This is a genomic window from Mucilaginibacter pedocola (genome assembly GCF_002013915.1).
Lineage (GTDB): Bacteria > Bacteroidota > Bacteroidia > Sphingobacteriales > Sphingobacteriaceae > Mucilaginibacter > Mucilaginibacter pedocola.
The window spans coordinates 100,598-125,782 of sequence record NZ_MBTF01000002.1 but is presented as its reverse complement, the minus strand read 5'-3'; the positions used below and the strand labels follow the sequence as shown (position 1 = coordinate 125,782).

The following is a 25,185-nucleotide window of genomic DNA, read 5'->3' as shown; positions in this document are numbered from 1 at the left end:
TACTTTTACGTTATAAAATTAAGCCTCAAAATTTAACCAATGAAAACACTTGCATTATTCCTTTCGCTGATGTTTGTTGCATTAGCGCCTTCGTCGGTATACGACTTTAAATTAAAATCTATCGATGGTAAAGACTTTAATCTGAAGAAATTCAAAGGCAAAAAAGTTCTTATTGTAAATACTGCCTCTAAATGCGGTTTTACTAAACAATACACCGATCTGCAAAAACTTGCCGACCAATACAAAGACAAATTGGTAGTAGTAGGTTTCCCCGCAAATAACTTTGGCGGCCAGGAGCCGGGTACTAACGAAGATATCAAAAACTTCTGCCACGATAACTTCGCAGTAACTTTCCCTATGAGCGGTAAAGTGAGTGTGTTAGGTTTAGATATCGACCCGTTGTTCAAATATTTAACAACTGCCGATAACCCTGATTTCAAAGGTGATATTAAATGGAATTTCGAAAAATTCCTGATCGATGAGAACGGTAAGCTTATCCATCGCTACAGGTCGGCTACTACACCATTAGATCCTGCTATTACCAGCGCATTATAAGCAATAAACTTATTGAAATGTAAAAAGAGGCTGTTTCCACATAGGGAACAGCCTCTTTTTATTTACAGCAGCATTTTTCTGCTATATTAGCCATAACTCTTATTGCATCCACAATGAAAAAAGTAATACCGGCAATGGCAATTGCACTGGCAATTGGCAGCCATACACACGCACAAATGACTATTAAAACCCTACCGTACCCGCAAACTAAAAAAGGCGATGTTACCGATACCTATTTTGGCACCACCGTGCCCGACCCCTACCGCTGGCAGGAAGACGACCGTGCCGAAGATACCAAGGCATGGGTTGTTGCCGAAAATAAGGTAACACAAGATTATTTAGGCCAAATACCTTTCCGCGAAGACATTCGTAAACGCCTGGAGGTATTATGGAACTATGAGAAATACAGCGCCCCATTCAAAGAAGGTAAATACACCTATTTCTATAAAAATGATGGTTTACAAAGCCAATCGTTATTATACCGCCAGTTGGGCGATGGCGCGCCCGAGGTGTTCCTTGATCCTACCAAATTTTCTAAGGATGGTACTACATCGCTTGCCGGCATCAACTTTTCTAAAGACGGTAGTTTAGCAGCTTACCAAATATCAGAGGGTGGTTCCGACTGGAGGAAAGTCATCGTTATTAAAACAACTGCTAAAAGCATTGTGGGCGATACGCTGATCAATGTGAAATTTTCGGGCATTGCCTGGTATAAAAACGAAGGTTTTTACTACAGCAGCTACGATAAACCAAAAGAAGGCAGTGAACTGGCGGGCCTAACGCAATACCACAAGCTCTATTACCATAAGCTCGGCACACCGCAAACCGAGGATAAGATGATATTCGGAGGCGATGTAACACCCCGCCGCTACATTGGTGCATACTTAACCGAAGATGAGCATTACCTGGTGATCACCGCGGCAACATCTACAACCGGCAACGAGTTGTATTTTAAGGATATGACGAAACCCAACAGTCCTATTGTGAATGTAGTGGATAACTTTGAAAAAGAGCACAGCATTATTGATAACGTTGGCAGCAAGCTATACATCTTCACCAACCTGAATGCACCAAACTATCGCCTGGTTACGGTTGATGCAGCTAACCCAAAACCGGCCAACTGGAAAGATCTGATAGCCGAAACACCTAACGTACTGGGCGTATCCACAGGCGGCGGGAAGATATTCGCCGAATACCTCAAAGATGCCACATCGCTGGTAAAACAGTATGACCTGAACGGCAAATTCGAACACGATATTCAATTGCCATCGGTAGGCAGCGCGGGTGGTTTTGGTGCTAAGAGAGATGAGAAGGAAACGTATTACAGCTTCACCTCTTATGTATACCCAAGCACCATCTTCAAATACGATATCGCGAGCGGAAAATCGACCGTTTACAAAAAATCGGGCGTAAAATTCGACCCGGAATTGTATGAATCTAAACAGGTGTTCTACACTTCTAAGGATGGTACCAAGGTACCTATGATCATTACCTATAAAAAAGGCACCGTACTCAATGGCAAAAACCCAACAATGCTTTATGCTTACGGTGGTTTTAGCGTAAGCCTTACCCCTGCTTTCAGTACTTCTAATATTGTTTTGCTGGAGCATGGGGGCATTTACGCAGTCCCTAACCTGCGCGGCGGCGGCGAGTACGGAGAGAAATGGCACTTGGCCGGCACTAAAATGCAGAAACAGAACGTTTTTGATGATTTTATTGCTGCGGCGCAATACCTTATCGATAATAAATACACTTCGAAGGAATACCTTGCCGTTTCCGGAGGTTCTAACGGTGGATTGTTAGTTGGCGCCACTATTACGCAACGCCCCGATCTTTGCCAGGTGGCCTTCCCGGCTGTAGGGGTAATGGATATGCTACGTTACAACAAATTCACCGCAGGTGCAGGTTGGGCCTATGATTATGGTACCGCCGAAGATTCTAAAGAGATGTTCGAATACCTGTATAAATATTCGCCCTACCACGCTATAAAACCGGCAGATTACCCTGCAACCATGGTAACCACTGCCGACCATGACGATCGCGTAGTTCCCGCGCACTCATTCAAGTTCGCATCGCGTTTACAGGAAATGCAGAAAGGTACCGCACCGGTACTTATCCGTATCGAAACAAAAGCCGGACATGGCGCGGGCAAATCGACCGCGCAAATCATTGCAGAACAAGCCGATAAGTGGGCTTTTATGTTCCAAAACATGGGTATCAAATTCTAAAAAATGTTCCACATGGAACATAAAAAAAGCGCCTCTAAACCAGGCGCTTTTTTATTTAAATATCTGTATATAAGATATTTATTAATTTATCTTAGCATCATCAGCAGCTTTTTGCTTCGCTTTCAACTTCTCTTCCTGCGCTTTCCTGATGGAATCCTGCCTTGCTTTTTTCGCTTTTTCTTTCTTTTTGAAGAAGCCACGCAACAGGAAATTATGCTGAGCCGCCTTTAGGTCTTCATTCAAGGTAGCTGTTGTAGCATGTACACCCACCATCGTTTTTTGAGCTTGTTTCACCGTACCTTCCAGGTCGCGGGCAATTTTATCATTGTTAAGCAAGCGGCCTATGCTCCCCTTTCCGTTATTTACTTTAGCTACTATTTGCGATAGGTTGGTGGTTAATTCCTCCGCGTTGTCGGCAACTTTAGCCAGTTTATTGAATAGCTTATCCACATCCATCGGGTTTACCGAATTCAATTCATTGTTATCGCCTATTTCTTCGGTACTGGTAACGCCACCGGGCGCTATAATTACCAGCTTATCCCCCATCAACCCATCGCTGCCTATGCTCATCTTCGAATCTTTCTTGATAAACTTTTTTACCGACTTATTCAAGCTCAGATCTACCCTTACCGAACTATCGGTTACGATGTTGATACTTTCTACCACGCCAACATTAATGCCCGCAAAACGCACGTTATTGCCTACCGTAAGCCCGTTCACATTTTTAAACATGCCGTAAACCCTAAAGGTAGAATTGAACAGGCTTTTTTGGTTGCCAATGAAGAAAACGCCCAGCAGCAGTATTACGAACCCGATAATGGTGAATACCCCTATTTTTATTTTTTGTGATGATGTGGTTTTCATACTGTTTGGTTAAAAAATGAGCTTACCAGTTCATCGTCAGACGATTCAAGTTCGTCGAACGTGCCCTCGGCTATATATTCGCCTTCGTTCATGATCACCACGCGGTCGCCGGTTATTTTGGCACATTCCATATCATGGGTGATGATGATCGAGGCTGTTTTATACTTCTTTTGCATGTTTAGTATCAGTTGGCTTATCTCGCGCGAAGTGATAGGATCTAAGCCGGTAGTAGGTTCATCATAAAGCATTATCTCAGGCTTTACAATCAGAGTGCGCGCAAGGCCTACCCGCTTACGCATACCGCCTGACAGGTCTGATGGCATTTTGTCTATCGCATCTATCAATCCTACGCCTTCTAATACCTCCTGTACGCGGTTATCTATCTCTTGCTTGTCTTTCATCTTTAAAACCCGTGTAAGCGGAAACTCAAGGTTCTCGCGCACGGTCATGGAATCGTACAAAGCTCCGCTCTGGAAAAGGAAGCCCACTTTAGTGCGCAGCTCTTTAAGCTTTTTATCGCTCAGGTTGGCTACCTCATCCCCAAATACCTTCACACTGCCGCTATCGGGATGCAGCAGGCCTACGATACATTGTATGGTTACAGATTTACCCTGTCCCGACTTGCCAAGCACTACAACATTCTCTCCCCTGTGTACCTGAAGGCTTATATCCTTCAGCACCTCGTTATCGCCAAAGGTTTTAGAGATATGCTGAATGTCTACCACAACCTCGTTGGCAGCATCCGAAATATGGCTATGGTTCTCAGGCTTTTGCATATCAGTTATAAAATAAAATGTTGGTTAACTGAACTGCAAAGGCATCTATCACAAATATCCACAGCGAAGCAGTAACCACGGCGGAGTTGGCAGCAAGCCCTACGCTCTCGGTTCCCTTATCGGAATGAAAACCTTTGTAACAACCTACAAAGCCAATAGCAAAACCGAAGAACACGGTTTTAACCAGGGCTGGCAAAAAATCAATAAACTCCAGTGAAGAGATACACTTGCGAAAATATAAGGGGAAGCTAATAGCGTCGGTAAAGTTTAAGGCCAGGTAACCGCCGAACAGCCCTATAACATCGCCCATTAAGGCCAGTAGCGGTACCATAAGGCTAGTGGCTAAAATGCGCGTAACCACCAGGTATTGCATAGGGTTGGCGCCCGATACTTCCATGGCATCTATTTGCTCAGTTACTTTCATACTGCCCAGCTCGGCGCCTATGCTCGATGCAATTTTACCTGCGCAAATAATAGCGGTAATAACCGGCCCCATTTCGCGGATGAACGATACGGCCAGCGTTTTCGGCAGCATACTTTCGGCACCCATTTCTACCATCGATGGGCGCAACTGCAGGATGAGTACTAAACCCATAATAAATGAAGTGAGCCCCACCAGCATGAACGATTTGTACCCTATTTCGTAACACTGGCGTACAAATTCATTCCACTCGAAGCCGCCGGTAAATATGTTACGGAAGAACCGGGCAAAGAAAACTCCCTGCTCGCCAACGCCTTCCATCCATTTTCTATAACCGGTTAATGCCTGCTCTGCCATAATTATCTAATTACTTGCCGGTTATAAACAAAATAATAAAGGTTTGTTTTTGCAGCTGTGCTATTTTTTATAGCCTACAGCCGCATAAAACTATTATATGTAGTATAACTGGTTAAATGGATAACATAGGGTGAGTTTGATTTGTTTACAAAGGGTACCGCATGTATATAAATTATATTTATCTGATTTTCAATTATTTATAAATAAAAATCTATATATCAGTTATCATATCATCTTTTACATTACAAAAACACGCTTAAAAGCACACTATTTTAATAATGCGTATTTTTGCATTTTAAACTGGGCATCAATGGGATATAAGGCAATAATAGTTGGCGCAAGCGGGCTTGTGGGCAGTAAACTGCTCGACATATTGCTTGCCAGTGCCGAATTTGATGAAGTAGTGATATTGGTGCGCAAGCACTTAACCATTACACATACAAAGTTGAAGCAATTAGTTATCAATTTTGACGATCTGGATAAACATACAGCGGACATAAAAGCTGATGTAATATTCAGTTGCCTCGGCACAACTAAAGCTAAAACACCGGATGCCGAACAGTACAGAAAAATAGACCACGACTACCCCCTGCAAATTGCAGCAATAGCTAAAGCTAACGGGGTGCGCCAGTTTCAGCTGGTATCGGCGGTTGGCGCTAATGCCGGTTCATCAACCTTTTATATCAAATTAAAAGGCGAGTTGGAAGAAGCTTTAAAACTTGTTGGTTTTGAAAGCCTGCATATTTATCAGCCATCTATGCTATATGGTGGCAGGCAGGAGAACCGGCCACTGGAGAACATATTTGTAGGAATATTTAAGGTATTAGACCACCTGTTTATAGGCAGCTGGCGAAAATACCGCAGCATTACCGCACAGCAGGTTGCTAACGCGATGTACAAAAACTCGCTGAAAGCTGCGCCCGGCATACACACTTATACATTTGACCAAATAATAAACGCTTAGTGAGTACTTACATTTCGGCCGAGAGCCTTGGCCACTCTTTTCATGATAACTGGTTATTTAAAAACTTAACCATTGGCATTAACCGCGGCCGCAGGGTGGCGTTAGTGGGTGTTAATGGCGCGGGTAAATCTACACTGCTTAAAATACTTTCGGGCTATATAAACCCTACCGAAGGTAAAGTGGCACAAGCCAAAGGGCTTAAGGTAGGTTACCTGGAGCAGGACCCTCATTTTAAAGATGCCGTTACCATAAGCGATTACATTTTCCATGCTGATAACAAGCAGCAGCAACTGATTCGCCGCTACGAAGAGTTGATGGAGAACGACCCTGAAAATATGAAGGAGTTGGAAAAAGTAATGGCTGACATGAGCGAGGTTGATGCCTGGGAATATGAGTATAAGATCAAGACCATTTTGGGTAGATTAGATATTCATCACCTTGCCCAGCGCATCAGTATTTTATCAGGCGGACAAAAGAAACGATTGGCTCTTGCAAAGTTGCTTATTGAAGACCCGGAGATATACATTTTGGATGAGCCTACCAACCACTTAGATATTGATACTATAGAGTGGCTGGAGAAATTACTTACCGAAGGCAGCAAAACCATTTTGATGGTAACGCACGACCGGTACTTTTTGGATAACGTATGTAACGAGATATTGGAGATAGACCGTGGCAAGGTTATCCCCTACGTAGGCAACTATGGTTACTACCTGGAGAAGAAAGCTGAACGCGAAGCAAGCGACGAAGCTTCATTTCAGAAAAACTCGCAGCTATTAAAGAAAGAGTTGGAATGGATGCGCCGCCAACCGCAGGCCCGTGGTACCAAATCAAAAGCGAGGATAGATGCTTATTACGATCTGGAAGCAAAAACCAAAAGCCATAATACCAAGCAGGATGTTGAGCTGAGCGTGAAAATAGCACGCCAGGGTAACAAAATAATGGAAATGCACCATGTTACCAAAGGCTTCAATGGTAACACCTACATAAAAGATTTTAGCTACATCTTCAAAAAAGGCGACCGCATAGGGCTTGCCGGCAGGAATGGAAGCGGTAAATCCACCTTACTGAACCTAATCACCGACTCTCTTAAGCCCGATAGCGGCGAAATAGTAAAAGGCGAAACAACGGTAATAGGTTACTTTAACCAGGCAGGTTTAGCCTTTAAAGAAGATGAGCGCGTAATAGACATTGTAAAGAATGTTGCCGAGTTTATCACCATGGCTGATGGGAAACAAATATCAGCTTCGGCATTGCTCACACTATTCCTCTTCCCTCCTGCCAAGCAATACGGCATGGTGGCAAAACTCAGCGGTGGCGAAAAGAAACGCCTTCACCTGATGAGCATTTTGATGAAGAATCCTAACTTCCTGATACTGGATGAGCCTACCAACGATTTGGATATTGATACACTAAACGTATTGGAAGAATTCCTGACTACATACCCTGGTATATTAATGATCGTATCGCACGACAGGTACTTGTTGGATAAAATGGCAGAGCAGCTATTCATTATGGAAGGCAATGGTGGTGTACGTATATACAACGGCAACTATTCATCGTACAGGCTTGAATTAGAAGAGAGCAAGCAGGCTGCTAAGAAACCTGCACCCGCTGTGTCTGCACCCGTTGTAGAAATTCCTAAGAAAAGTAAACTAAGCTTTAAAGAGGAGAAAGAGCTTCAGGGTTTAGAAAAAGATATAGCCGACTTAGAGGATAAGCTAAAAACGACTTCTGAACAGCTAAACTCCACCGGCCTTGATGCTAAAAAAATACAGGAACTATCTGAAAGTATAGCGAAGCTTAACAGCCAGATAGACGAAAAAAGCATGCGTTGGATGGAGCTATCTGAACTAAAGGAAGCCTAATATGAAGCTATCAGACATTATCGCATCCATAGGAGTTATTATACTATTGGGCGCTTTTGTTTTGAATTTATACAAGAAGCTAAGCCCCAATAGCCGTTGGTATAGCGGAATGAACTTTATAGGTGCAGGTTTATGCTGCCTATCATCATATATGATAAGCTTCTATCCTTTTATTGTGTTAGAAGCTATTTGGGCATCATTCGCCGCGTATTCTTTTATTGTTCCACGTGGAACATCCGAGAAATAGAGATATAAAACGTTCCACGTGGAACGTTTATTTTTAATAATTAGATACTGTTCCACGTGGAACATGGAGGTATTATGTTTAAGAAATATAACGTAATAGTAGTTGGTGCAGGGCACGCAGGCTGCGAAGCCGCGGCAGCAGCAGCTAACTTAGGTTCATCAGTTTTACTGATAACCATGACTATGGGTACCATTGCCCAGATGAGTTGTAACCCCGCTATGGGCGGTGTTGCTAAAGGGCAAATAGTACGCGAGGTAGATGCACTGGGTGGTTACTCGGGTATCATTACCGATAAAACTTCTCTTCAATTTAGGATGTTAAACCTAAGCAAAGGGCCCGCTATGTGGAGCCCACGAGCACAAAGCGACCGCATGCGCTTTGCTGAAGAGTGGAGAATTGCCTTAGAAAAAACACCGAACGTCGACTTTTGGCAGGACACCGTTACCTCTCTTTTAGTAAAGGGAAATACCGTTGCAGGTGTGAAAACATCCTTAGGTATAGAGATAGAATGTGATGCCGTAGTATTAACCAATGGTACTTTTCTGAATGGTGTTATACATATCGGCGAGAAAAGATTTGGTGGTGGCCGTACGGGAGAGAAAGCTGCAACAGGTTTAACTGAACAATTAGTGACCCTGGGCTTTGAAGCAGGCAGGATGAAAACAGGTACTCCTCCCCGTATTGACGGACGTTCTTTAAACTATTCTTTAATGGAAGAACAATGGGGCGATGAAGAACGCGGGAGATTCTCTTATACAGATGTGCCCTTAGCTACCGATCAACGCTGCTGCTGGATAACCTATACCAACCCAGATGTGCACGAAACTTTGAAAGAAGGCTTCGAGCGTTCGCCTATGTTTACCGGTAGGATAAAAGGTTTAGGCCCTCGTTATTGCCCATCCATTGAAGATAAAATAAACCGCTTTGCAGAGCGCGATCGTCACCAAATATTTGTAGAACCTGAAGGCTGGAACACTTGTGAGATATATGTAAATGGTTTCTCAACCTCACTACCCGAAGATGTACAGTATAAAGCTTTAACCAAAATACCGGGTTTCGAGAATGCGAAGATGTTCCGCCCGGGGTATGCTATCGAGTACGACTTCTTCCCTCCTACGCAATTAGGCTTAACGTTAGAAACCAAACTGATAAGCAACCTATATTTCGCCGGGCAAATAAACGGAACTACCGGTTATGAAGAAGCTGCGTCGCAAGGTTTTATAGCTGGTATAAATGCACATCAAAAAATAAACGATAAGCATGAGCTGATACTGAAAAGATCTGAATCGTACATCGGTGTATTAATAGATGACCTGGTAACAAAAGGTACCGAAGAACCTTATCGCATGTTTACCTCGCGAGCCGAGCATCGTTTATTGCTCCGTCAGGATAATGCCGATATCAGGCTAAGCGGTATGGGCCATGAATTAGGTTTGATAAGTGATGAGCGTATGGATAAGGTAAATGCCAAGATCAAGAACTCTGATGATATTGTAGCTTTCACCCGAGCCAAAAGTATCGACCCTGCTACTGCAAATAAACTTTTAGAAGAAGTAGGAACCAGCCCGTTAAACCAGGCAGTAAAACTATTCAGCCTATTGGGCCGCCCTCAATTAGGTTTTAAAGAGTTGAGAAAAGTCGATTCATCTTTGGAGGATAAACTTTCTGCCTTCGATAAAGAAACTATCGAGCAGGCTGAAATAAAAATCAAATATGAGAGTTACTTCATAAAAGAACTGGAAATAGTTGAGCGCATGAAAAAAATGGAAGATCGCGAGATCAATCCGGAATTCGATTACAGCCAACTCGTCTCTCTTTCAAAAGAGGCTCGAGAAAAATTGAAGAAGATAAAACCACGCACTTTAGGCCAGGCATCGCGCATTTCGGGCGTTTCTCCGTCAGATGTGTCGGTTTTAATGGTTCATGTGTCGAGATAGTAGTTAAATAACTGATTTTTAGATATTTATAAAATATCTTTTATAAAGCATTATTTTCAATTTTTAATATCAGGGTTCATAAAAACACAAAAATCGCTTAAAAGGCATAAAAAGTATGTTAAATCAAAAACCGGTATTTTTTCTTAAAAATTTCATCCCCGTTTTATGCTTTTTACTGATTTGTGGCTGCGCGGCCATGCAAAAACCGCAAGGTGGCCCGCGCGACCTCACTCCACCTAAATTATTGAAGGCAACTCCCGAAGACCAGACCCGAAATTTTAAAGCGAAACAAATTCAACTGGACTTTGACGAGTATTTCAAACTGAGCAACCAATACCAGGAAATAAGCATTAGCCCGGCTCAGGAAAAACAACCCGAGTACAAGATCAGCAAGAAAAGCCTGATCATTGATTTTAAAGATACGCTGCTAAAGAATACTACTTACGTGATAAACTTTGGTAAAGCCATTGCCGACGTGAACGAAAGCAATGTGCTTAAAAATTTCACCTACGTTTTTTCTACCGGCCCGCACATCGACTCGTTGAGCCTTTCGGGAAATGTTATTAATTCTATAACCGGCTTAAAAGAAAAAGAAGCAACGGTCTTTTTATTTCCTTTAAAAGAAGACTCTTTATTGTTCGGAAAAAAGAAGCCTGCTATTTTTACCACTACAGATACTGCGGGTAATTTCTCATTGAATAACCTTGCTGAAAATACCTACCGCATTTATGCACTTAAGGAGAGCAGCCCGGATAAGATATTCAACAATGATAACGACCTTATCGCTTTTGCAAAAAATCCGGTAAAAGTTGATAAGGACAGCTCCAACATATTATTAAAACTATTTAAGCAGGTACCCGAAAATTTCCGTGTTGCAGAAAAGAAATTCACGCAGGATGGCAAACTATCACTGGTGTTTAACAGACCTGTACAAAAGCCATCGTTAAAAGTATTATATCCCGCTGAACTGGATAACCAAAAAATAGTAGAGTTTACCAAGACAAAAGACACGGCAGTGGTGTACATGCGCAGCATGGCTTTCGATTCGTTAAGTGTTGCTATTTTAGATAACAATAAACCCATCGATACTATTTATCAGAATAAGGGTAAAAACGAAACCTTCCAGCGCACGCTATTCTTCAGTTTTGGTATCAACAAGAACGATAAACTAAAACCGGGTACCGACCTTGGTATTATAGCAAACTTCCCATTAGAAAGCTTCGATCAATCGCAAATTCAACTATTGGAAGATTCGATACCGGTTACCACATACACTTTGCAGAAAGATACTTTGTTAAGAAGGTATAATATGAAATACCGCTGGCGGGTAAATTCTAAATACCAGCTCGTACTGAATGACGGTGCTTTCACGGACATTTATGGCGATAAGAATAAAAAGGGCGGAAAAAATTTTACTGTAGATAAACCTGAGAACTATAGCCAGCTCACACTTAAAGTAAGCGTACCTGCAGATACCGGTAAAGCTTACATAGTAGAAATACTGGAAGAAGGAAAAAATGTATTAAGAAGTGATATCGTAACCAAGAATACTACCTTAGTTTATAAAAACTACCTCACAACCAAATACACTTTAAGAGTAGTTTACGATGCCAATAAAAACGGCCGCTGGGATAGTGGTAACGTACGCAGGCGCGAGCAGCCGGAAACCATTTGGGTTAGCCCAAAAGAATTAGTATTACGAGCCAATTGGGAAGCAGAAGAACCATTGGAAATACCTAAGGAACAAACTAATCCTTAAACCACCCGGAATACATAATATAGTTTTGCGGCAGTTTATTTAATAAAGCCTTTTGCTCATCGGTAAGAGGCTTTATTTTTTTTGCCGGAGAGCCGGCATATAAATAGCCCGATTCGCAAACGGTACGTTCTAACACTACCGACCCTGCCCCTATTATTACATACTCCTCTACCACGGCATCATCCATTACAATGGCACCCATGCCTACCAAAACGTTATTCTGCAGCGTACAGCCATGCACAATAGCGTTATGGCCAATAGAAACATTGTCGCCTATGTTAGTTGGTGCCTTTAAATAAGTAGCGTGTATACAAGCGCCGTCCTGTATATTAGTATTATTGCCTATTTTGATATAATGCACATCGCCGCGGATAACCGCATTAAACCATACTGAGCAATTATCGCCCATTACCACATCACCAACTATAGTAGCATTCTCGGCAATAAAACAATCTTCACCCCATACCGGGACTTTATCTTTTACGGGAAGTATTAAAGGCATAATTTCAATCCTCTTTTATCAATTTATCTAACACAACCTGCGCTTCCACAGGATAACTGCGGTAATTTTTATATAACTCTGTTAGCTCTTCTTTAGAACATTGGCTAAACTTATTCTTATAAAATTCCAGATTTTTAGAAAGTTTAGCTTCATCCTCTTCCACTGTAGGCGTGTATATTTTTCTGATAACGTTTTTGTTGTATATCCAATAAACGATGAACAAAATAGCGCCAACCGGATTAAAACTAATAGGATGATAAATTACCTTACCGGTGTTATAATTCAAACTAACTGATAAGCGGGTTGCACTAAAATCAATAATATTAAGCATGTATAAGAACAGCGCGATAAAGAGCAGATATTTTGATTTTTTATTGCCAATTATATTAAGAAACAACACGGCGGTCCAAAAACCAATTCCTGCATATGTATTCACGCTTATAATAAGATCGGCCCTGAAAAAGTTATTCAATGCAATAGCAATAAATAATCCCAGCAAAACCAGAATACCTATATCAACATACTTTTCTTTTTTGTCCATTAAAAACTATACTTTAGCGTGCTATTAAAAAAGCGGAAATAGCTCAGTCGGTAGAGCGTCAGTTTCCCAAACTGAAGGCCGCGGGTTCGAATCCCGTTTTCCGCTCTTATTCTCCTTCCTCATTATACTTTTCTTTTATAAGCCTATTCCACAATTTTAAATTCTCAATAACTTTATCGGCCTGCATTTCTGTTGACCGTATATCAGCCATTTCTAAAAGGCATTGCTTCGCGATGGAATAATCACACTTATTCTCATTATATTTCCAAAGTGCAAATGCTAATATTTCTTTAACGAAAGAATCACTTTCAAAAACCTCATCACTTATAATACGCCGTTCTTTTGGAGTAGAATCGTTTGTCATTGCAAACAGCTCCTTTTCCTTAATAAGGAAAAGCTTTCCGTCCCTATTATAAAGCACTGGCTTATCTCCATCGGTTCTACTTTCCCGAGCGTTTTGAATTATCCTTTTAAAAAAACTTGAGATTCCCACTTAATAAAACTTTAAAATACCGTGTCTGCCAATATATCCGCATGCTCGGGATAATCTGTGGTATAATGTAATCCCCTACTCTCGTGCCTGGCCATAGCCGATTTTACTACCAGGTAACTTACCTGTATCAGGTTACGCAACTCACATAACTTTACTGATACTTTGGTTTGCTTATAAAAATCCTCAGTTTCTTCATAAAGCAAACGCAGCCTGCGCATTGCCCGGTCTAACCTAAAGTCGGACCGAACTATACCTACATAGTCGTTCATCAGCTTTTGCATTTCGCGGATGTTGTGGGTAACTAAAATATCTTCGTTAGAAAGTTTAACCCCATGTTCATCCCAATCGGGAATATTAGCAGGCAATTGAAATTCTGAGAAAGCCACTATGGCATCTTTATAAATACGATGTGCAAAAACCAATGCTTCTAATAACGAATTAGAAGCTAACCGGTTAGCGCCATGCAGCCCTGTTGATGAGCATTCGCCGCAGGCATATAATTGATGTATAGAGGAACGGCCGCTATGATCTACCAAAATACCCCCACACATATAATGGCATGCCGGCGCTACGGGTATCATATCGCGCGTCATATCTATACCCATTTCTAAGCACTTGGCATAAATATTAGGGAAGTGCTGCAGTATATCTTTCTTCTTTCGATGCCTTACATCCAGGTACACAAAATCCTCCCCGGATTTCTTTATCTCGGCATCAATGGCTCGTGCAACAATATCGCGGGGAGCCAACGAGCCACGCTCATCGTACTCGTACATAAATTCCTCGCCGTTAGTACGTTTGAGCACGCCACCGAAACCACGCACTGCTTCTGATATCAAAAACGAGGGATATTCGCCCGGGTTATATAAAGCAGTGGGATGAAACTGGATAAACTCCATGTTCCGAACTTTTCCTTTAGCACGGTAAACCATGGCAACACCATCGCCTGTTGCTATAGTTGGATTAGTAGTTACTGAGTAAATATGCCCGGCACCACCCGAAGCCATTACAGTAACTTTCGACAGTATCTTTTCAACATGATTGGTTTCGGTGTTAAAGGCATAAATACCGTAACAGGTAATATTATCTGATGATTTCTTTACCAGCTCACCCAAATGGTGTTGGGTGATGATATCAACAGCAAAGTAATGCGTCAATATTTCGATGTTCGGTTCGCGGTGTATCTCTTCCAACAAAGCACGCTCTATCTCAAACCCCGTGATATCTTTATAATGTAACACGCGGAATTCGGAATGCCCACCTTCTTTTGCCAGGTCGTATTCACCTTCGTTAGTACGGTCAAAGTTGGTTCCGTAATCAATAATCTCGTTAATGCGCTCCGGCCCTTCCTTAACAACGGCTTCAACAACTTCTTTGTCGCAGAGCCCGTCGCCGGCAATTAGGGTATCATTTATATGCTTTTCAAAAGAATCCTCTTTTTTATCCACAACTACCGCTACACCACCCTGGGCGTACTTAGTGTTGCTCTCATCTTCGTTGGCTTTTGTAACTATCAGAACCTTACCGTGCTTTGCAGCTTTAAGTGCAAAACTTAATCCGGCTATGCCCGAACCTACCACCAGGAAATCCACAGTTCTGGTCATGTTTTGTATGTATATGGTGTAAAATTAGTACTAATGTTAATAAGCGGGGTAAAACGTGTTAATTTTGTGTAAGTAAAAAATAGCAAATAGCACATGGTGTTTATAACCTCCGTTTTTGTCCGTTTTTTACAATACTTTTGCGCGATTTGTAAGCGGCTTTCACAACGATGCTAACATTTTATTGATCAGGTAAATATTAACATTAAAGTTTTGATATCAATATTTGATTGTCACACCAAGCTAAAAATCAGCAAAATAAAAAATACAAACGTGTTTAAAATTGTTAATAAAAATGTAGAACTAACTTTTCTACTAAAAAGTAACACAACTTTTAAACACTATTAACACCTTAATAACAATAGGTTTATTTTATATATAAAAAGAAGTTATTATTAATTGATTTGTGGAATGGATATCTTCGAAGAAATAAAAACGAATGGTTTTGCCGACGAATACATTGACCCGTCGCTGGACTTATTCGAGGAAATTAACAAACTAAAAAAAGAGAAAAATGCGGTTGTGCTGGCCCACTATTACCAGGAAGGAGATATACAGGATATTGCCGATTATATTGGCGACAGCCTTGGGCTTTCTCAACAAGCTGCAAAAACCGATGCCGACATTATTGTTTTTGCCGGCGTACACTTCATGGCCGAAACAGCCAAAATATTATCTCCAAACAAAAAGGTACTGCTGCCGGATCTGAAGGCCGGTTGCTCGCTTGCAGACAGCTGCCCGCCACACTTGTTTAAAAAATTCAAGGAGAAATACCCCGACCACCTGGTAATAACCTATGTGAATTGTACCGCGGAACTTAAGGCTTTGAGCGATATTGTTTGTACCAGCAGCAATGCCGTACAAATTGTGGAGAGCCTGCCTAAAGACCAAAAGATCATCTTCGGGCCGGATAAAAACCTGGGTGCATGGGTAGCTAAAAAAACAGGCCGCGACCTGGTATTATGGAACGGTGCATGTATGGTGCACGAGATATTCAGCCGCGAAAGAATTTCCAAGCTGAAAGAGCGCCACCCGAATGCGAAGATATTAGCCCATCCGGAATGCGAAGAAACCATACTGCAAATGGCAGATTACATAGGATCTACCACCGGGATACTAAAATACGCCACTAACAGCCCTGCGGAGGAGTTTATAGTAGCTACCGAGAGCGGTATTTTGCATCAGATGGAAAAAGACAATCCGTCTAAAAAATTTTTTCCGGCTCCGCCGAATAATACCTGTGCCTGCAACGATTGCCCTCACATGAAACGTAACACGCTGGAAAAACTATACCTCTGTATGAAAAACGGCACACCCGAAATAGATGTGCCGATGGATATTATTGAGAAAGCTGTTATTCCTATTGAAAGGATGCTGGAGATATCGGCGCGGCTTGGTCTGTAATTTTTTACTGGATTTCACCTATTTTTAAGAGATGATTTCACCGATTTGACTTTATCGGTGAAATCATTTTTCATCTGTTGAATCTACAACTATAGGTTATCCTTCTTTGTCTCTACAGCATCCTGAACGGCTTGCGGTAACATATTAAGTAAATTATAACCGGTAGCTTTTTCTATTTCCCTTACGGTTGTGCGGTATTGCTTCCAATCTTTTACTGTAGTGTTAACGTTTGGCGTGTTTACTGCTATCACTCGCGTGGTTGCAGAAACCCTGCTCACATCATTATCGCCAACCGGTACAATAACTGCTATTTTCCACACGTTACTGGGGACTACAATATGGCCATCATTAATAGTATTTGCACTGCCGTTTTTACCAATACCGCCCTGTCCGTACGCACCCATTACTATATAAACTTCGTTACCGGCTACCACTTGTGCACGTAAATAGTTTTCCATTTCGGCCCAGGTTTGCTGGTTATTTTGCGGTGCCTGAGGGATCATGTTGGTCATCAGGAAGGTAGCCGAATTGGCATTAGCAGAACTGGTGCGATCTGCGGATGGGCAGTTGTGGCCTCTATCAAAACCTGAATTGTAATAACTATTGCTCTGCACATGATAAAAATTTGAATCTAAACCGCTGAAACCCGCAAAATTGTCAACCCTTGGCGCAGCGTTGTTTATAGTTGTTGCATCAATATGCCAGCTTACCCAGTTTGGTGTTCCGCGCGAATTGTTGTACGATTCGATGTAATATTTCTGGTCGATAAGGTAATCGTTCGCCATTACCACATTGGGTTGTGCGCCGGATGGATTACCCATTAACAAGTTGCTGTTGTCACCAACCTCCGGCTGTGCATCTGCCCCTGCGGTTACGCCGCGTTCGGCTGCTGGCGGCGTTGTAGTTGTTGTGGTATCAGCGCCGCCTGTATCGGTACTGCCGCCTACTATAATACCGGCATCGCCAATGCCTTTAAAGGTAATATCATCAATATTAGTTCGGGTAGTAGCAGTACCCACCTTTTTGATCTGGAAACGAACTTTTTTGGTGGTTTCTATCTTAAAAGAATCAGTAACTAAAGTGGTGTTGGTTTCCATAATATCGGTACCGATCTGCGTAAATGTTTTACCACTATCAACCGACATTAACAACTGCCAGCTTTGGTTGGCATCAGTACCATATTTACCGTGGGTTATATTTATTTGGGTAACGCCGGCAATATCAAATTTCATGGTGATATCGCCTGCACGTAGCCTCACCGATTTGCTGCCATTCTTAAGGTCTGCGGGTAAGTTGCCGATAAGGGCATCGTTAAAACTCCAAACACCTGTACTTAATTGTACGTCGGCAATGGCGTAAGGATCTTTCTTTCCGGTCTCAAAACCCTCGGTAATGCTGTATGGTTTTGGTGTAACTACTTCTTCAGGGGGAGCAGGATCAATGGTAATTCCGCCGCGATAGTCTTTGGCGCAACCTGCTATAAGCAAAAGCCCGAAGCTTAAATAGATAAGTAATTTTCTGTTTTTCATATAGATATTTTTAAGAACGCAAAACTATCCCTTAAACATTAACTCCCTGTTAATTGATTTTATGTATGATAAATATTACAAAGAGCAGCGCCCGCAAGCAGATTAGTATTTTTATTGGTAATTTTGTGGTTTGGGATTCCACCGATTGGTAAAGATTCCACAGATAAAATCGGTGTAATCACAAAACATCGGTGTAATCAAGAAAACAATATGTTTGAGAACCAGGATAAAACGCATTTAGAAGAATTAGGCGAGTTTGGCTTAATAAGCCATCTCACAAAAAATATAACGCTTACTCAAAAAAGTACGGTAAAAGGTATTGGCGATGATGCTGCTGTGCTCGACCATGCCGGAAAAAAAGTATTGGTATCTACCGATATGCTCTTGGAGGGTATTCATTTCGATTTGGCCTATACTCCCTTGAAGCATTTGGGTTATAAAGCCATACAGGTAAACCTGAGTGATATTTATGCCATGAACGCAACTGCCACGCAGGTTACGGTATCGATAGGGATGAGCAGCAAATTCCCGCTGGAAGCTATTGAAGAATTATATGAAGGTATTTACCTGGCTTGCGGAAATTACAATGTTGATCTAATTGGTGGTGATACTACCGCATCTAAACAGGGCCTGGTTATAAGCGTGACCGTTTTAGGATATGCTGATGAAAGCGAAATTGTATACCGTAATGGTGCCGAAGAAGGCGACCTCATTTGCGTATCGGGCGATTTAGGTGGGGCGTATACCGGCTTGCAATTGTTGGAGCGCGAGAAACTGGTTTACCTGGAAAACCCGAACATTCAGCCCGACCTTGAAGGTAAGGACTACATAGTTGAACGCCAATTGAAACCCGAAGCGCGTAAAGACATTGTGGACCTGCTGAAGGATATGGATGTGAAACCAACATCCATGATCGATGTATCTGACGGATTGGCTTCAGAGATATTACACATTTGTAAGCAAAGCAATAAAGGCTGCAACCTGTACGAGGAAAAAATACCGATCGATCCAATGACCTACGAAACCGCCCGCGAGTTCGGCCTGGATCCAACCGTATGTGCATTGAGCGGCGGAGAAGATTACGAATTACTTTTCACCGTGAAACAAGCGGATTATGATAAGATAAAATTCAAGATGGATTTCACCATCATCGGTTATATCACCGAGCCTAATGCAGGTTGTAATTTAATTACCAAAAGCAATAATGTGCATCCATTGAAGGCGCAGGGTTGGAATGCGTTTGGAGCCAGTGCGCAGTAGGCGGATAGCAGTTTGCAAGACTACTTTTTGATTTGCAGAGGGTTTTCTAAAAAAATTTCCCGCTTCGCGGATGCAATTCTGTTCCCCCTTCAGGGGTTTAGGGGGCTTCGTCGATATATTTATTATCTATTTGCTTGTTGGCTTTTGCACCCAGCTTTTTGATCTTTTCGGCGGTTATGGTGAGGTTGCCCCGGCCGTCGGTGAGTTTGTTTAGCGCACGTTCGTAACTGTCCTGGCTTTGTTTGATGTTTTTACCGATGCCTTCCATATCCCCAACAAAGCCTACGAATTTATCATACATTTCCCCGCTTAGGCGTGCTATCTCCAATACGTTGCGGTTTTGCCGTTCTTGTTTCCAAATGCTGGCAATGGTTCGCAGTGTTGCCAACAAGGTAGAAGGGCTGACTATAACCACACGCTTTTCCCAGGCATCGCTAAATAACTCGGCATCCAGTTGAACTGCGAAGCTGAACGAGGATTCTATAGGTACAAAGAGCAATACAAAATCCGGCGAGTTTACTTGGTAGAGGTCGTGATAGTTTTTAGAAGACAAGCCATAAACGTGGGCACGGATAGAATCTACGTGTTGTTTAGAATAAAGCCGGCGCTCTTCTTCCGTTTCGCTGTTCACAAGCTTTTCATAGGCAATTAGCGATACTTTAGAATCTACAATAAGGTGTTTATCATCGGGCAGGTCTATTATTACATCGGGCTGCAACCTTCCTCCTTCTGAGTGATTTAGGCTGGCTTGTGTGCGATACTCGCGGTCGCGCACCAAACCGCTGCGCTCCAAAACTTTCTCCAGTATTACCTCGCCCCAGTTACCCTGCTTTTTGTTATCGCCTTTTAGGGCTTTGGTAAGGTTTTGCGCTTCGGCACTAATGAGTTGGTTAAGTTCCATCAGTTTGCCAATTTCGCCGCGTAATATGTTGCGCTCCGCCGCTTCGGTGCTGTAAACTTTCTCTACCTTTTGCTCGAATGCTTTAATGTTCTCTTTAAGCGGAGATAGAATGATATCAATGCTTTGCTTGTTAACATCAGTAAACTCCCGCGATTTTTCTTTGAGTAGTTTTTCGGCAATATTCTCAAACTCTTTTTGGAAATGGCTACGGGTATTTTCTATATCTGCTTTTTGCTCGGCAAGCTTTTCCTGCTCTGCTTTTAATGAGGCACGTAGCGAAGCTAAATTTTCGCCGGCTTCTGCCAGTTGAGCGTGCGAATCGAAAAGTTGATCGGCGAGTTTAGCTTTATCTGCATCAAGGCGGCGAACGGTATTTTCGTTTTCGGTTACCGAGCCCAAAAATTTCTGTTCGGCTACTGCTATCGATATTTTAAGGGATTGGTTCTCCGCTTGTAAGGATACCATTTCCTCGGCAGAGATTATGCCGGCCGGCTTTTTTCTCACGAAAAATAAGACGATAGACCCAATAAAAAGGAAAGCAGCAATACCTAATATGACAACATCCATCCTGATAAAAAATTTAGCAAAACGAATGTAGCTATTTATATTTTACTAAAAAAGCGTATAGCTATTAAGGAATTATTTTAGTGGTATCGGTTGGCTTACCTACCCCGTTGCCACTGGTATCTTTCCCGCCTGTTTCGGTTGGGCTTACTTTATAGCCGTTACTATCAGCAGGCCCCGAGTTGCCAACATGCACCTGCCCCGAGTCGGCTTGCGCACCACCGGTTTGGCCGGTATTGCCTTTGCAAGCTGTAAAAAACAATAGCACCGCCGCTAATATGATCATCAAAAAAGATATCAATTGTTTCATGAGGTAATTTTTGTTGGTATAGTTAAACTACAATCGTGATATTTACATGTTTAAAATTTCTCAAAATAAACCGGTTATGAAACTTACTGTTATTGTATTTGCCTTTGTTGGGTGTATTGTGCTGTTTGGTTGTGGTAAAAAAGGAGATGCAACACCCACGCCACATACCATAAAAGTTACGGTTGCCGGCACGGCAAGTTACAGCGTAAGCTTATCTGCAATAAAAGCAGAAGAAACGGTAAGTACAGCACTTGACACCAAAACGATTGCAAGTGGCACCTATGAGTTTACTACAACTTTAACAGCCGGAAGCGTTGTACATCTGGAAGTGCAAAACTCTAATGGGGAGAATACTGTGGCTTATGCTATAACTGATAATGATGCAACCGGCACTACCGATTCGGGCCGCGAACTGGGCTCATTCAGTAAAATTGTGGCGGAATATACGGTAAGGTAATTACTGGGCTTTTTCTACTCTCAATCCAATATCGCTTACTTCATGAAGGGGGTTATCGCGCATGTTCTGCTCTATTTCGAAATGATAAGTACCCTTTTCAGGAAATTTGTACCCTTTGCGGAAAGGTAACTGGTAGCTGTATAAATTACCGCTGCCGCTGCCCAGCCATTCGCCATCAGGGTTGGCCAATACAAACTGGTAACGGGTAGTAGCTGTTTTGCTGCCGTGCTTTTGCGATAAAAGCACATAGATGTTCGAGTAGCGATACCCTCCCCCTACCCGCAGGTTGAAATAGAGGTTATAAGGCACCTTCTCGTCGGTAATATTTACATCGAACTTCACCCTGTTTATGTACGACCAATTGTGGTTGCCAATCTCGGTATTCTGATCGATAATCGCGTTGGGATCGGTACAGCCCTGCAACGCAAATATTACAGGGACAAAAACAGAAAACAATAATTTATACAAGTGTTTCATTACTCGGGGCTTGCCTGGCTTTGGTTGTTGTTATTATTGTTACCGCGGTTTGGCCTGTGCCTGTTACGCCTGTTATTATTGTTGCCTCCCTCGCGTTTGCCACCATCGGCCTGTTGGGCATTTTGTGGTGTACCTTCTTTTTTAGGCGCGTTTTGTTGTTGAGGACGTCTGCCTTCGTTGCGGTTTTGATTAGGTTGGCCGGCTGCTTGCCCTTCGGGGCGAGGTTGTTGCTCTCCGCCTTTTTTATGCGCGTTTTGCTGTTGCGGGCGATTATTCTCGCCTTTGTTTTGCGCTTGCTGGCCTTCGGGACGGTTGCCGCCTTTATTTTTGTTTTTGTTCTTCTTGTTGTTTTTATTGCGGCGCTCGTCGAGGCGGGTAAGGCTATCCTGGCCTACTACGTTCTCGTAATCGAGCACTTTTACCGGTTTCACTTCTACTGCAACAACCTCCGCAAGGTCTTCCGGTAAAACGCCGTCGCGGTTCATTTGCTGTATTTCTTTTACGCGCGAAATGGGCAGTGGCACCCACGATTCTTCGCGCGGGTAAGAAAACCACATAATGCGTTTAAAAATATCGGTCTTCTGCAAACGGGCATCGCCTTTTTCGGTCTTCAGGAAGTTTACATTATCGGGGATATGCTTCAGCGCATCCATATAAGTATCCAACTCGTAGTTGAGGCAGCATTTTAACTTACCGCACTGCCCGGCAAGTTTCAGCGTATTTAAGCTCAGGTTTTGGTAGCGTGCCGCTGCCGTAGATACTGTTTTAAAATCGGTAAGCCAGGTGCTGCAGCACAGCTCGCGGCCACAGCTGCCTATGCCGCCCAAACGGCTTGCCTCCTGGCGCATGCCTATCTGCCGCATTTCTATACGGATACGGAAACTCTCGGCCATTTTTTTGATGAGCTCGCGAAAATCTACGCGGCCTTCGGCGGTGTAATAAAAGGTAGCTTTGGTTTTATCGCCCTGGTAATCTACGTCGCTAATTTTCATGCTCAGCTTCAGATCTAAAGCCAGCGTGCGCGAGCGGTGCATGGTTTCCCATTCAAGATCCTTGGCCATTTTCCATTTATCAACGTCGGCGGGAGTAGCGCGGCGGTATATTTTTTTGGCAACATCGGCCTCTTTAACGTGGCGCTTGGTCATTTGCATGCGCACCAGTTCGCCGGTGATAGATACATGGCCAATATCATAACCGCCGGTAGTGGTTTCCACAGCAACCAGTTCGCCTGCTTCCAGGTAAATATTATCCGGGTTATGATAAAACTCCTTCCTCGATCCTTTGAATTTTACTTCTACGATGTTGAAAGGCTTATAATTGTTTGGCATATCCATGTGGGAAAGCCAATCGTGTACGTCTAATTTACTGCAACCGTTAGTAAGGCAGCTGCCATTACTTTTGCAGCCCGCAGGTGAGCAACCGCCCCCTGTTGAGCAACTTCCGCATCCCATAATTAATTCGGTATATAATGATTCCCCGGAGGGACGATTTTCAAATTTAGTACTTTTATAATTTGCAAAGATACATCTAAAAACAAGATCTTAGGGTTAGCATTGCGTTCTATATGGTAATGAGCCTTTTCCAGCTCGTCAATAATAGTTTCAGATTGGGCAATATTCATTACAGCGGCCATCTTGCGAGCAGTATCTAACTCCTGCGCCGGTAAGTGCACCATGGCTTCTGCCCCTGCAGATATTAAACAGCACTCACGGATAAAGTTGATGCCGTAACGCAAAAAATTCTTTTGGTTTTCGCGGCCCATTTTTGATGAGCTATCCACAAAACTCAGCACCTCCAGCCCTTTATTGCCAAAGCATAGGCGTAGCCATTGTACAAAAAGGTTATGGTAACCTTTGCTGTCCTGCTGCAGCATACTCAGCGCTTCGGCCATACTGCCATTACTCAGGTAAGCAATTTCGGCAGCTGCGGTTTCGGTTTGATTGTGGTTAGCAACAAGGTATTCCTGTATCTCATCAAACCCCAGCGGAGGTATCTTAACCAACTGCGTACGCGATAGGATGGTATTCAATATCTGATCCTGGTTTTGAGCTACCAGCAGGAAAAGTGTATTGGGCTGTGGTTCTTCAATAATTTTAAGTAGTGCGTTCCCCTGCTTATCCAAATATTCGGGTAGCCAAAGTATCAAAACCTTATAAACCGATTCGAAGGGTTTAAAGCTAAGTTTCTTGATGATCTGGTGGCACTCGAGTATGTTGATGTTGGCCTGTTTGTTTCCCGAATCCAGATAGCCGCGCCAGGTATCTAAATTAAGATACGGGTTTTCGGAAAGTGCGGTGCGCCATTGCTCAATAAAATCAATAGCCGACTCTTTCGGCGTGCCGAACGTTGGGTACGAAAAATGCAGATCGGGGTGCATCAACTTTTGGTACTTGCGGCATGAGGCACAAACACCACAGGAATCGTCAGGCTGTTTATCCTCGCAGCTTAAAAACTGGGCGTAAGCAACCGCTAAGGCCAGGCTGCCACTACCTTCGGGGCCTAAAAACAACTGGGCATGGCTCACCCTGTTCTCGGTGACAGAGGAGACCAATCGTTGCTTTACAGCGTGCTGCCCGGTAATTTCTCTAAACTGCATTGGTGCAAGGTAAAAATTAGATGCGAGATTTGAGATATGAGATTTGAGACGGAAAGGCGTTTAGGCTATCTTTTAAGTACTTTTGTTTTTTTAATTACAAAAGGATGCCACATCTCAGGCTTTATTTCTTTCACCTCATATCCGCAAAACTATGCGCGTAATGGCTTTCGACTACGGTACCAAACGCATAGGCATTGCGGTTACCGACCCCATGCAGATAATAGCCACCGGGTTGGATACTATCCATCCGCTCAAAATAATAGATTACCTGAAAAACTACATGCAAACCGAGCAGGTTGAACGTTTTGTGGTTGGCGAACCCAAGCAAATGGATAATACCCCATCCCAATCGGCACAGCACGTAAAAGGTTTTGTTACGCTGCTTAAGAAAAACTTCCCGGATATCCCCATCGAAATGCTTGATGAGCGCTTCACTTCTAAAATGGCATCAGCCGCTATTGCACAAAGCGGTATGGGTAAAAAAGCAAGGCAGAATAAAGAGTTGGTGGATACGGTATCGGCTACAATTTTACTGCAAAGCTGGCTAAGTAAAAGCTTCTGATAATGAATAAAA

General features: G+C 42.8%; 24 protein-coding genes and 1 tRNA gene. 12 read left to right on the top strand and 13 right to left on the bottom strand.

Annotated elements, in window-relative coordinates:
- Nucleotides 1-39: 39 nt before the first annotated feature.
- Together BC343_RS04885 and BC343_RS04880 are read left to right on the top strand one after the other, a co-directional pair.
- Nucleotides 40-555, top strand: a complete 516-nt coding sequence (locus BC343_RS04885) for a glutathione peroxidase (protein WP_078346618.1) — start codon at nt 40-42, stop codon at nt 553-555.
- A gap of 113 nt (nt 556-668) precedes the next feature.
- The gene (locus BC343_RS04880; RefSeq protein ID WP_078346617.1) at nt 669-2,783 is read left to right on the top strand and encodes a prolyl oligopeptidase family serine peptidase; all 2,115 of its coding nucleotides are present in this window, start codon (nt 669-671) and stop codon (nt 2,781-2,783) included.
- Nucleotides 2,784-2,864: 81 nt separating this feature from the next.
- Here the strand turns inward: BC343_RS04880 and BC343_RS04875 are convergent, their stop codons facing one another.
- The 3 genes from BC343_RS04875 to BC343_RS04865 are packed head-to-tail and all read right to left on the bottom strand — an operon-like array spanning nt 2,865 to nt 5,201.
- On the bottom strand, nt 2,865-3,647 hold the full coding sequence (locus BC343_RS04875; protein WP_078346616.1) for an MlaD family protein: 783 nt from the start codon (nt 3,645-3,647) through the stop codon (nt 2,865-2,867).
- Nucleotides 3,644-4,423, bottom strand: coding sequence for an ABC transporter ATP-binding protein (locus BC343_RS04870; protein WP_078346615.1), 780 nt, complete (start codon nt 4,421-4,423; stop codon nt 3,644-3,646). The genes BC343_RS04875 and BC343_RS04870 overlap by 4 nt, the downstream gene beginning before the upstream one ends.
- Nucleotide 4,424: 1 nt before the next feature.
- On the bottom strand, nt 4,425-5,201 hold the full coding sequence (locus BC343_RS04865) for an MlaE family ABC transporter permease (protein ID WP_078346614.1): 777 nt from the start codon (nt 5,199-5,201) through the stop codon (nt 4,425-4,427).
- A gap of 310 nt (nt 5,202-5,511) precedes the next feature.
- Here BC343_RS04865 and BC343_RS04860 point away from each other — a divergent pair, with 310 nt between their 5' ends.
- From BC343_RS04860 to BC343_RS04845, 5 genes are all read left to right on the top strand, one after another.
- Complete coding sequence (locus BC343_RS04860; protein WP_078346613.1) at nt 5,512-6,165, top strand: NAD(P)H-binding protein; 654 nt, start codon at nt 5,512-5,514, stop codon at nt 6,163-6,165.
- On the top strand, nt 6,165-8,033 hold the full coding sequence (locus BC343_RS04855) for an ABC-F family ATP-binding cassette domain-containing protein (RefSeq protein ID WP_078346612.1): 1,869 nt from the start codon (nt 6,165-6,167) through the stop codon (nt 8,031-8,033). The genes BC343_RS04860 and BC343_RS04855 overlap by 1 nt, the downstream gene beginning before the upstream one ends.
- Nucleotide 8,034: 1 nt before the next feature.
- Nucleotides 8,035-8,280, top strand: a complete 246-nt coding sequence (locus BC343_RS32050) for a CBU_0592 family membrane protein (protein ID WP_449406587.1) — start codon at nt 8,035-8,037, stop codon at nt 8,278-8,280.
- Between the two features lie 74 nt (nt 8,281-8,354).
- Nucleotides 8,355-10,217, top strand: a complete 1,863-nt coding sequence (gene mnmG / locus BC343_RS04850; protein WP_078346611.1) for a tRNA uridine-5-carboxymethylaminomethyl(34) synthesis enzyme MnmG — start codon at nt 8,355-8,357, stop codon at nt 10,215-10,217.
- Between the two features lie 196 nt (nt 10,218-10,413).
- The gene (locus BC343_RS04845) at nt 10,414-11,976 is read left to right on the top strand and encodes an Ig-like domain-containing protein (protein WP_162276820.1); all 1,563 of its coding nucleotides are present in this window, start codon (nt 10,414-10,416) and stop codon (nt 11,974-11,976) included.
- On the opposite strand, the gene BC343_RS04840 is transcribed toward BC343_RS04845, so the two are convergent.
- Both BC343_RS04840 and BC343_RS04835 read right to left on the bottom strand, forming a co-directional pair.
- The gene (locus tag BC343_RS04840; RefSeq protein WP_078346609.1) at nt 11,966-12,478 is read right to left on the bottom strand and encodes a gamma carbonic anhydrase family protein; all 513 of its coding nucleotides are present in this window, start codon (nt 12,476-12,478) and stop codon (nt 11,966-11,968) included. The genes BC343_RS04845 and BC343_RS04840 overlap by 11 nt on opposite strands.
- 4 nt (nt 12,479-12,482) lie before the next feature.
- A complete protein-coding gene (locus BC343_RS04835; RefSeq protein WP_078346608.1) occupies nt 12,483-13,019 on the bottom strand; it encodes a hypothetical protein in 537 nt (178 codons plus the stop codon).
- Nucleotides 13,020-13,051: 32 nt separating this feature from the next.
- On the opposite strand from BC343_RS04835, the gene BC343_RS04830 reads away from it, so the two are divergent.
- Nucleotides 13,052-13,124 (top strand) — tRNA-Gly (locus tag BC343_RS04830).
- A 1-nt stretch (nt 13,125) separates the two neighbouring features.
- Here the strand turns inward: BC343_RS04830 and BC343_RS04825 are convergent.
- A complete protein-coding gene (locus tag BC343_RS04825; RefSeq protein WP_078346607.1) occupies nt 13,126-13,512 on the bottom strand; it encodes a hypothetical protein in 387 nt (128 codons plus the stop codon).
- Between the two features lie 11 nt (nt 13,513-13,523).
- Nucleotides 13,524-15,116 (bottom strand): L-aspartate oxidase, encoded by a 1,593-nt coding sequence (gene nadB / locus BC343_RS04820; RefSeq protein WP_078346606.1) that lies wholly within the window; start codon nt 15,114-15,116, stop codon nt 13,524-13,526.
- Between the two features lie 408 nt (nt 15,117-15,524).
- On the opposite strand from nadB, the gene nadA reads away from it, so the two are divergent.
- Nucleotides 15,525-16,517: a quinolinate synthase NadA gene (gene nadA / locus BC343_RS04815; RefSeq protein WP_078346605.1), complete on the top strand. Its 993-nt coding sequence runs from the start codon at nt 15,525-15,527 to the stop codon at nt 16,515-16,517.
- A gap of 89 nt (nt 16,518-16,606) precedes the next feature.
- On the opposite strand, the gene BC343_RS04810 is transcribed toward nadA, so the two are convergent.
- Nucleotides 16,607-18,046 (bottom strand): DNA/RNA non-specific endonuclease, encoded by a 1,440-nt coding sequence (locus BC343_RS04810; RefSeq protein ID WP_078346604.1) that lies wholly within the window; start codon nt 18,044-18,046, stop codon nt 16,607-16,609.
- Nucleotides 18,047-18,256: 210 nt separating this feature from the next.
- On the opposite strand from BC343_RS04810, the gene thiL reads away from it, so the two are divergent.
- Nucleotides 18,257-19,306, top strand: a complete 1,050-nt coding sequence (gene thiL / locus BC343_RS04805; RefSeq protein WP_078346603.1) for a thiamine-phosphate kinase — start codon at nt 18,257-18,259, stop codon at nt 19,304-19,306.
- A gap of 97 nt (nt 19,307-19,403) precedes the next feature.
- Here thiL and BC343_RS04800 read toward each other — a convergent pair whose 3' ends face one another.
- Both BC343_RS04800 and BC343_RS04795 read right to left on the bottom strand, forming a co-directional pair.
- A complete protein-coding gene (locus BC343_RS04800) occupies nt 19,404-20,711 on the bottom strand; it encodes a DNA recombination protein RmuC (RefSeq protein WP_317043636.1) in 1,308 nt (435 codons plus the stop codon).
- 127 nt (nt 20,712-20,838) lie between these two features.
- Nucleotides 20,839-21,081, bottom strand: a complete 243-nt coding sequence (locus BC343_RS04795) for a hypothetical protein (protein WP_078346601.1) — start codon at nt 21,079-21,081, stop codon at nt 20,839-20,841.
- Between the two features lie 76 nt (nt 21,082-21,157).
- Here BC343_RS04795 and BC343_RS04790 point away from each other — a divergent pair, with 76 nt between their 5' ends.
- Nucleotides 21,158-21,538, top strand: coding sequence for a hypothetical protein (locus tag BC343_RS04790; protein WP_143822062.1), 381 nt, complete (start codon nt 21,158-21,160; stop codon nt 21,536-21,538).
- Here BC343_RS04790 and BC343_RS04785 read toward each other — a convergent pair whose 3' ends face one another.
- From BC343_RS04785 to BC343_RS04775, 3 genes are read right to left on the bottom strand one after another with little or no spacing between them, the layout of a single operon-like run.
- The gene (locus tag BC343_RS04785; RefSeq protein ID WP_078346599.1) at nt 21,539-22,015 is read right to left on the bottom strand and encodes a gliding motility lipoprotein GldH; all 477 of its coding nucleotides are present in this window, start codon (nt 22,013-22,015) and stop codon (nt 21,539-21,541) included.
- The gene (ricT, locus tag BC343_RS04780; protein WP_078346598.1) at nt 22,015-23,466 is read right to left on the bottom strand and encodes a PSP1 domain-containing protein; all 1,452 of its coding nucleotides are present in this window, start codon (nt 23,464-23,466) and stop codon (nt 22,015-22,017) included. The genes BC343_RS04785 and ricT overlap by 1 nt, the downstream gene beginning before the upstream one ends.
- Before the next feature lie 2 nt (nt 23,467-23,468).
- Nucleotides 23,469-24,611, bottom strand: a complete 1,143-nt coding sequence (locus tag BC343_RS04775) for a DNA polymerase III subunit (RefSeq protein ID WP_078346597.1) — start codon at nt 24,609-24,611, stop codon at nt 23,469-23,471.
- A gap of 151 nt (nt 24,612-24,762) precedes the next feature.
- On the opposite strand from BC343_RS04775, the gene ruvX reads away from it, so the two are divergent.
- Entirely contained in the window at nt 24,763-25,173 is a 411-nt protein-coding gene (gene ruvX, locus BC343_RS04770) for a Holliday junction resolvase RuvX (RefSeq protein WP_078346596.1), read from the top strand.
- Nucleotides 25,174-25,185: the final 12 nt, after the last annotated feature.

Coding starts and splice junctions, on each gene's coding strand:
- BC343_RS04870 (WP_078346615.1), bottom strand. CDS start 4,423: ATGCAAAAGCCTGAGAACCATAGCCATATTTCGGATGCTGCCAACGAG.
- ricT (WP_078346598.1), bottom strand. CDS start 23,466: ATGGGATGCGGAAGTTGCTCAACAGGGGGCGGTTGCTCACCTGCGGGC.
- nadA (WP_078346605.1), top strand. CDS start 15,525: ATGGATATCTTCGAAGAAATAAAAACGAATGGTTTTGCCGACGAATAC.
- BC343_RS04835 (WP_078346608.1), bottom strand. CDS start 13,019: ATGGACAAAAAAGAAAAGTATGTTGATATAGGTATTCTGGTTTTGCTG.
- BC343_RS04775 (WP_078346597.1), bottom strand. CDS start 24,611: ATGCAGTTTAGAGAAATTACCGGGCAGCACGCTGTAAAGCAACGATTG.
- mnmG (WP_078346611.1), top strand. CDS start 8,355: ATGTTTAAGAAATATAACGTAATAGTAGTTGGTGCAGGGCACGCAGGC.
- BC343_RS04880 (WP_078346617.1), top strand. CDS start 669: ATGAAAAAAGTAATACCGGCAATGGCAATTGCACTGGCAATTGGCAGC.
- BC343_RS04865 (WP_078346614.1), bottom strand. CDS start 5,201: ATGGCAGAGCAGGCATTAACCGGTTATAGAAAATGGATGGAAGGCGTT.
- BC343_RS04840 (WP_078346609.1), bottom strand. CDS start 12,478: ATGCCTTTAATACTTCCCGTAAAAGATAAAGTCCCGGTATGGGGTGAA.
- thiL (WP_078346603.1), top strand. CDS start 18,257: ATGTTTGAGAACCAGGATAAAACGCATTTAGAAGAATTAGGCGAGTTT.
- BC343_RS04875 (WP_078346616.1), bottom strand. CDS start 3,647: ATGAAAACCACATCATCACAAAAAATAAAAATAGGGGTATTCACCATT.
- nadB (WP_078346606.1), bottom strand. CDS start 15,116: ATGACCAGAACTGTGGATTTCCTGGTGGTAGGTTCGGGCATAGCCGGA.
- BC343_RS04790 (WP_143822062.1), top strand. CDS start 21,158: ATGAAACTTACTGTTATTGTATTTGCCTTTGTTGGGTGTATTGTGCTG.
- BC343_RS32050 (WP_449406587.1), top strand. CDS start 8,035: ATGAAGCTATCAGACATTATCGCATCCATAGGAGTTATTATACTATTG.
- BC343_RS04785 (WP_078346599.1), bottom strand. CDS start 22,015: ATGAAACACTTGTATAAATTATTGTTTTCTGTTTTTGTCCCTGTAATA.
- BC343_RS04885 (WP_078346618.1), top strand. CDS start 40: ATGAAAACACTTGCATTATTCCTTTCGCTGATGTTTGTTGCATTAGCG.
- BC343_RS04845 (WP_162276820.1), top strand. CDS start 10,414: ATGCAAAAACCGCAAGGTGGCCCGCGCGACCTCACTCCACCTAAATTA.
- BC343_RS04810 (WP_078346604.1), bottom strand. CDS start 18,046: ATGAAAAACAGAAAATTACTTATCTATTTAAGCTTCGGGCTTTTGCTT.
- BC343_RS04795 (WP_078346601.1), bottom strand. CDS start 21,081: ATGAAACAATTGATATCTTTTTTGATGATCATATTAGCGGCGGTGCTA.
- BC343_RS04860 (WP_078346613.1), top strand. CDS start 5,512: ATGGGATATAAGGCAATAATAGTTGGCGCAAGCGGGCTTGTGGGCAGT.
- ruvX (WP_078346596.1), top strand. CDS start 24,763: ATGCGCGTAATGGCTTTCGACTACGGTACCAAACGCATAGGCATTGCG.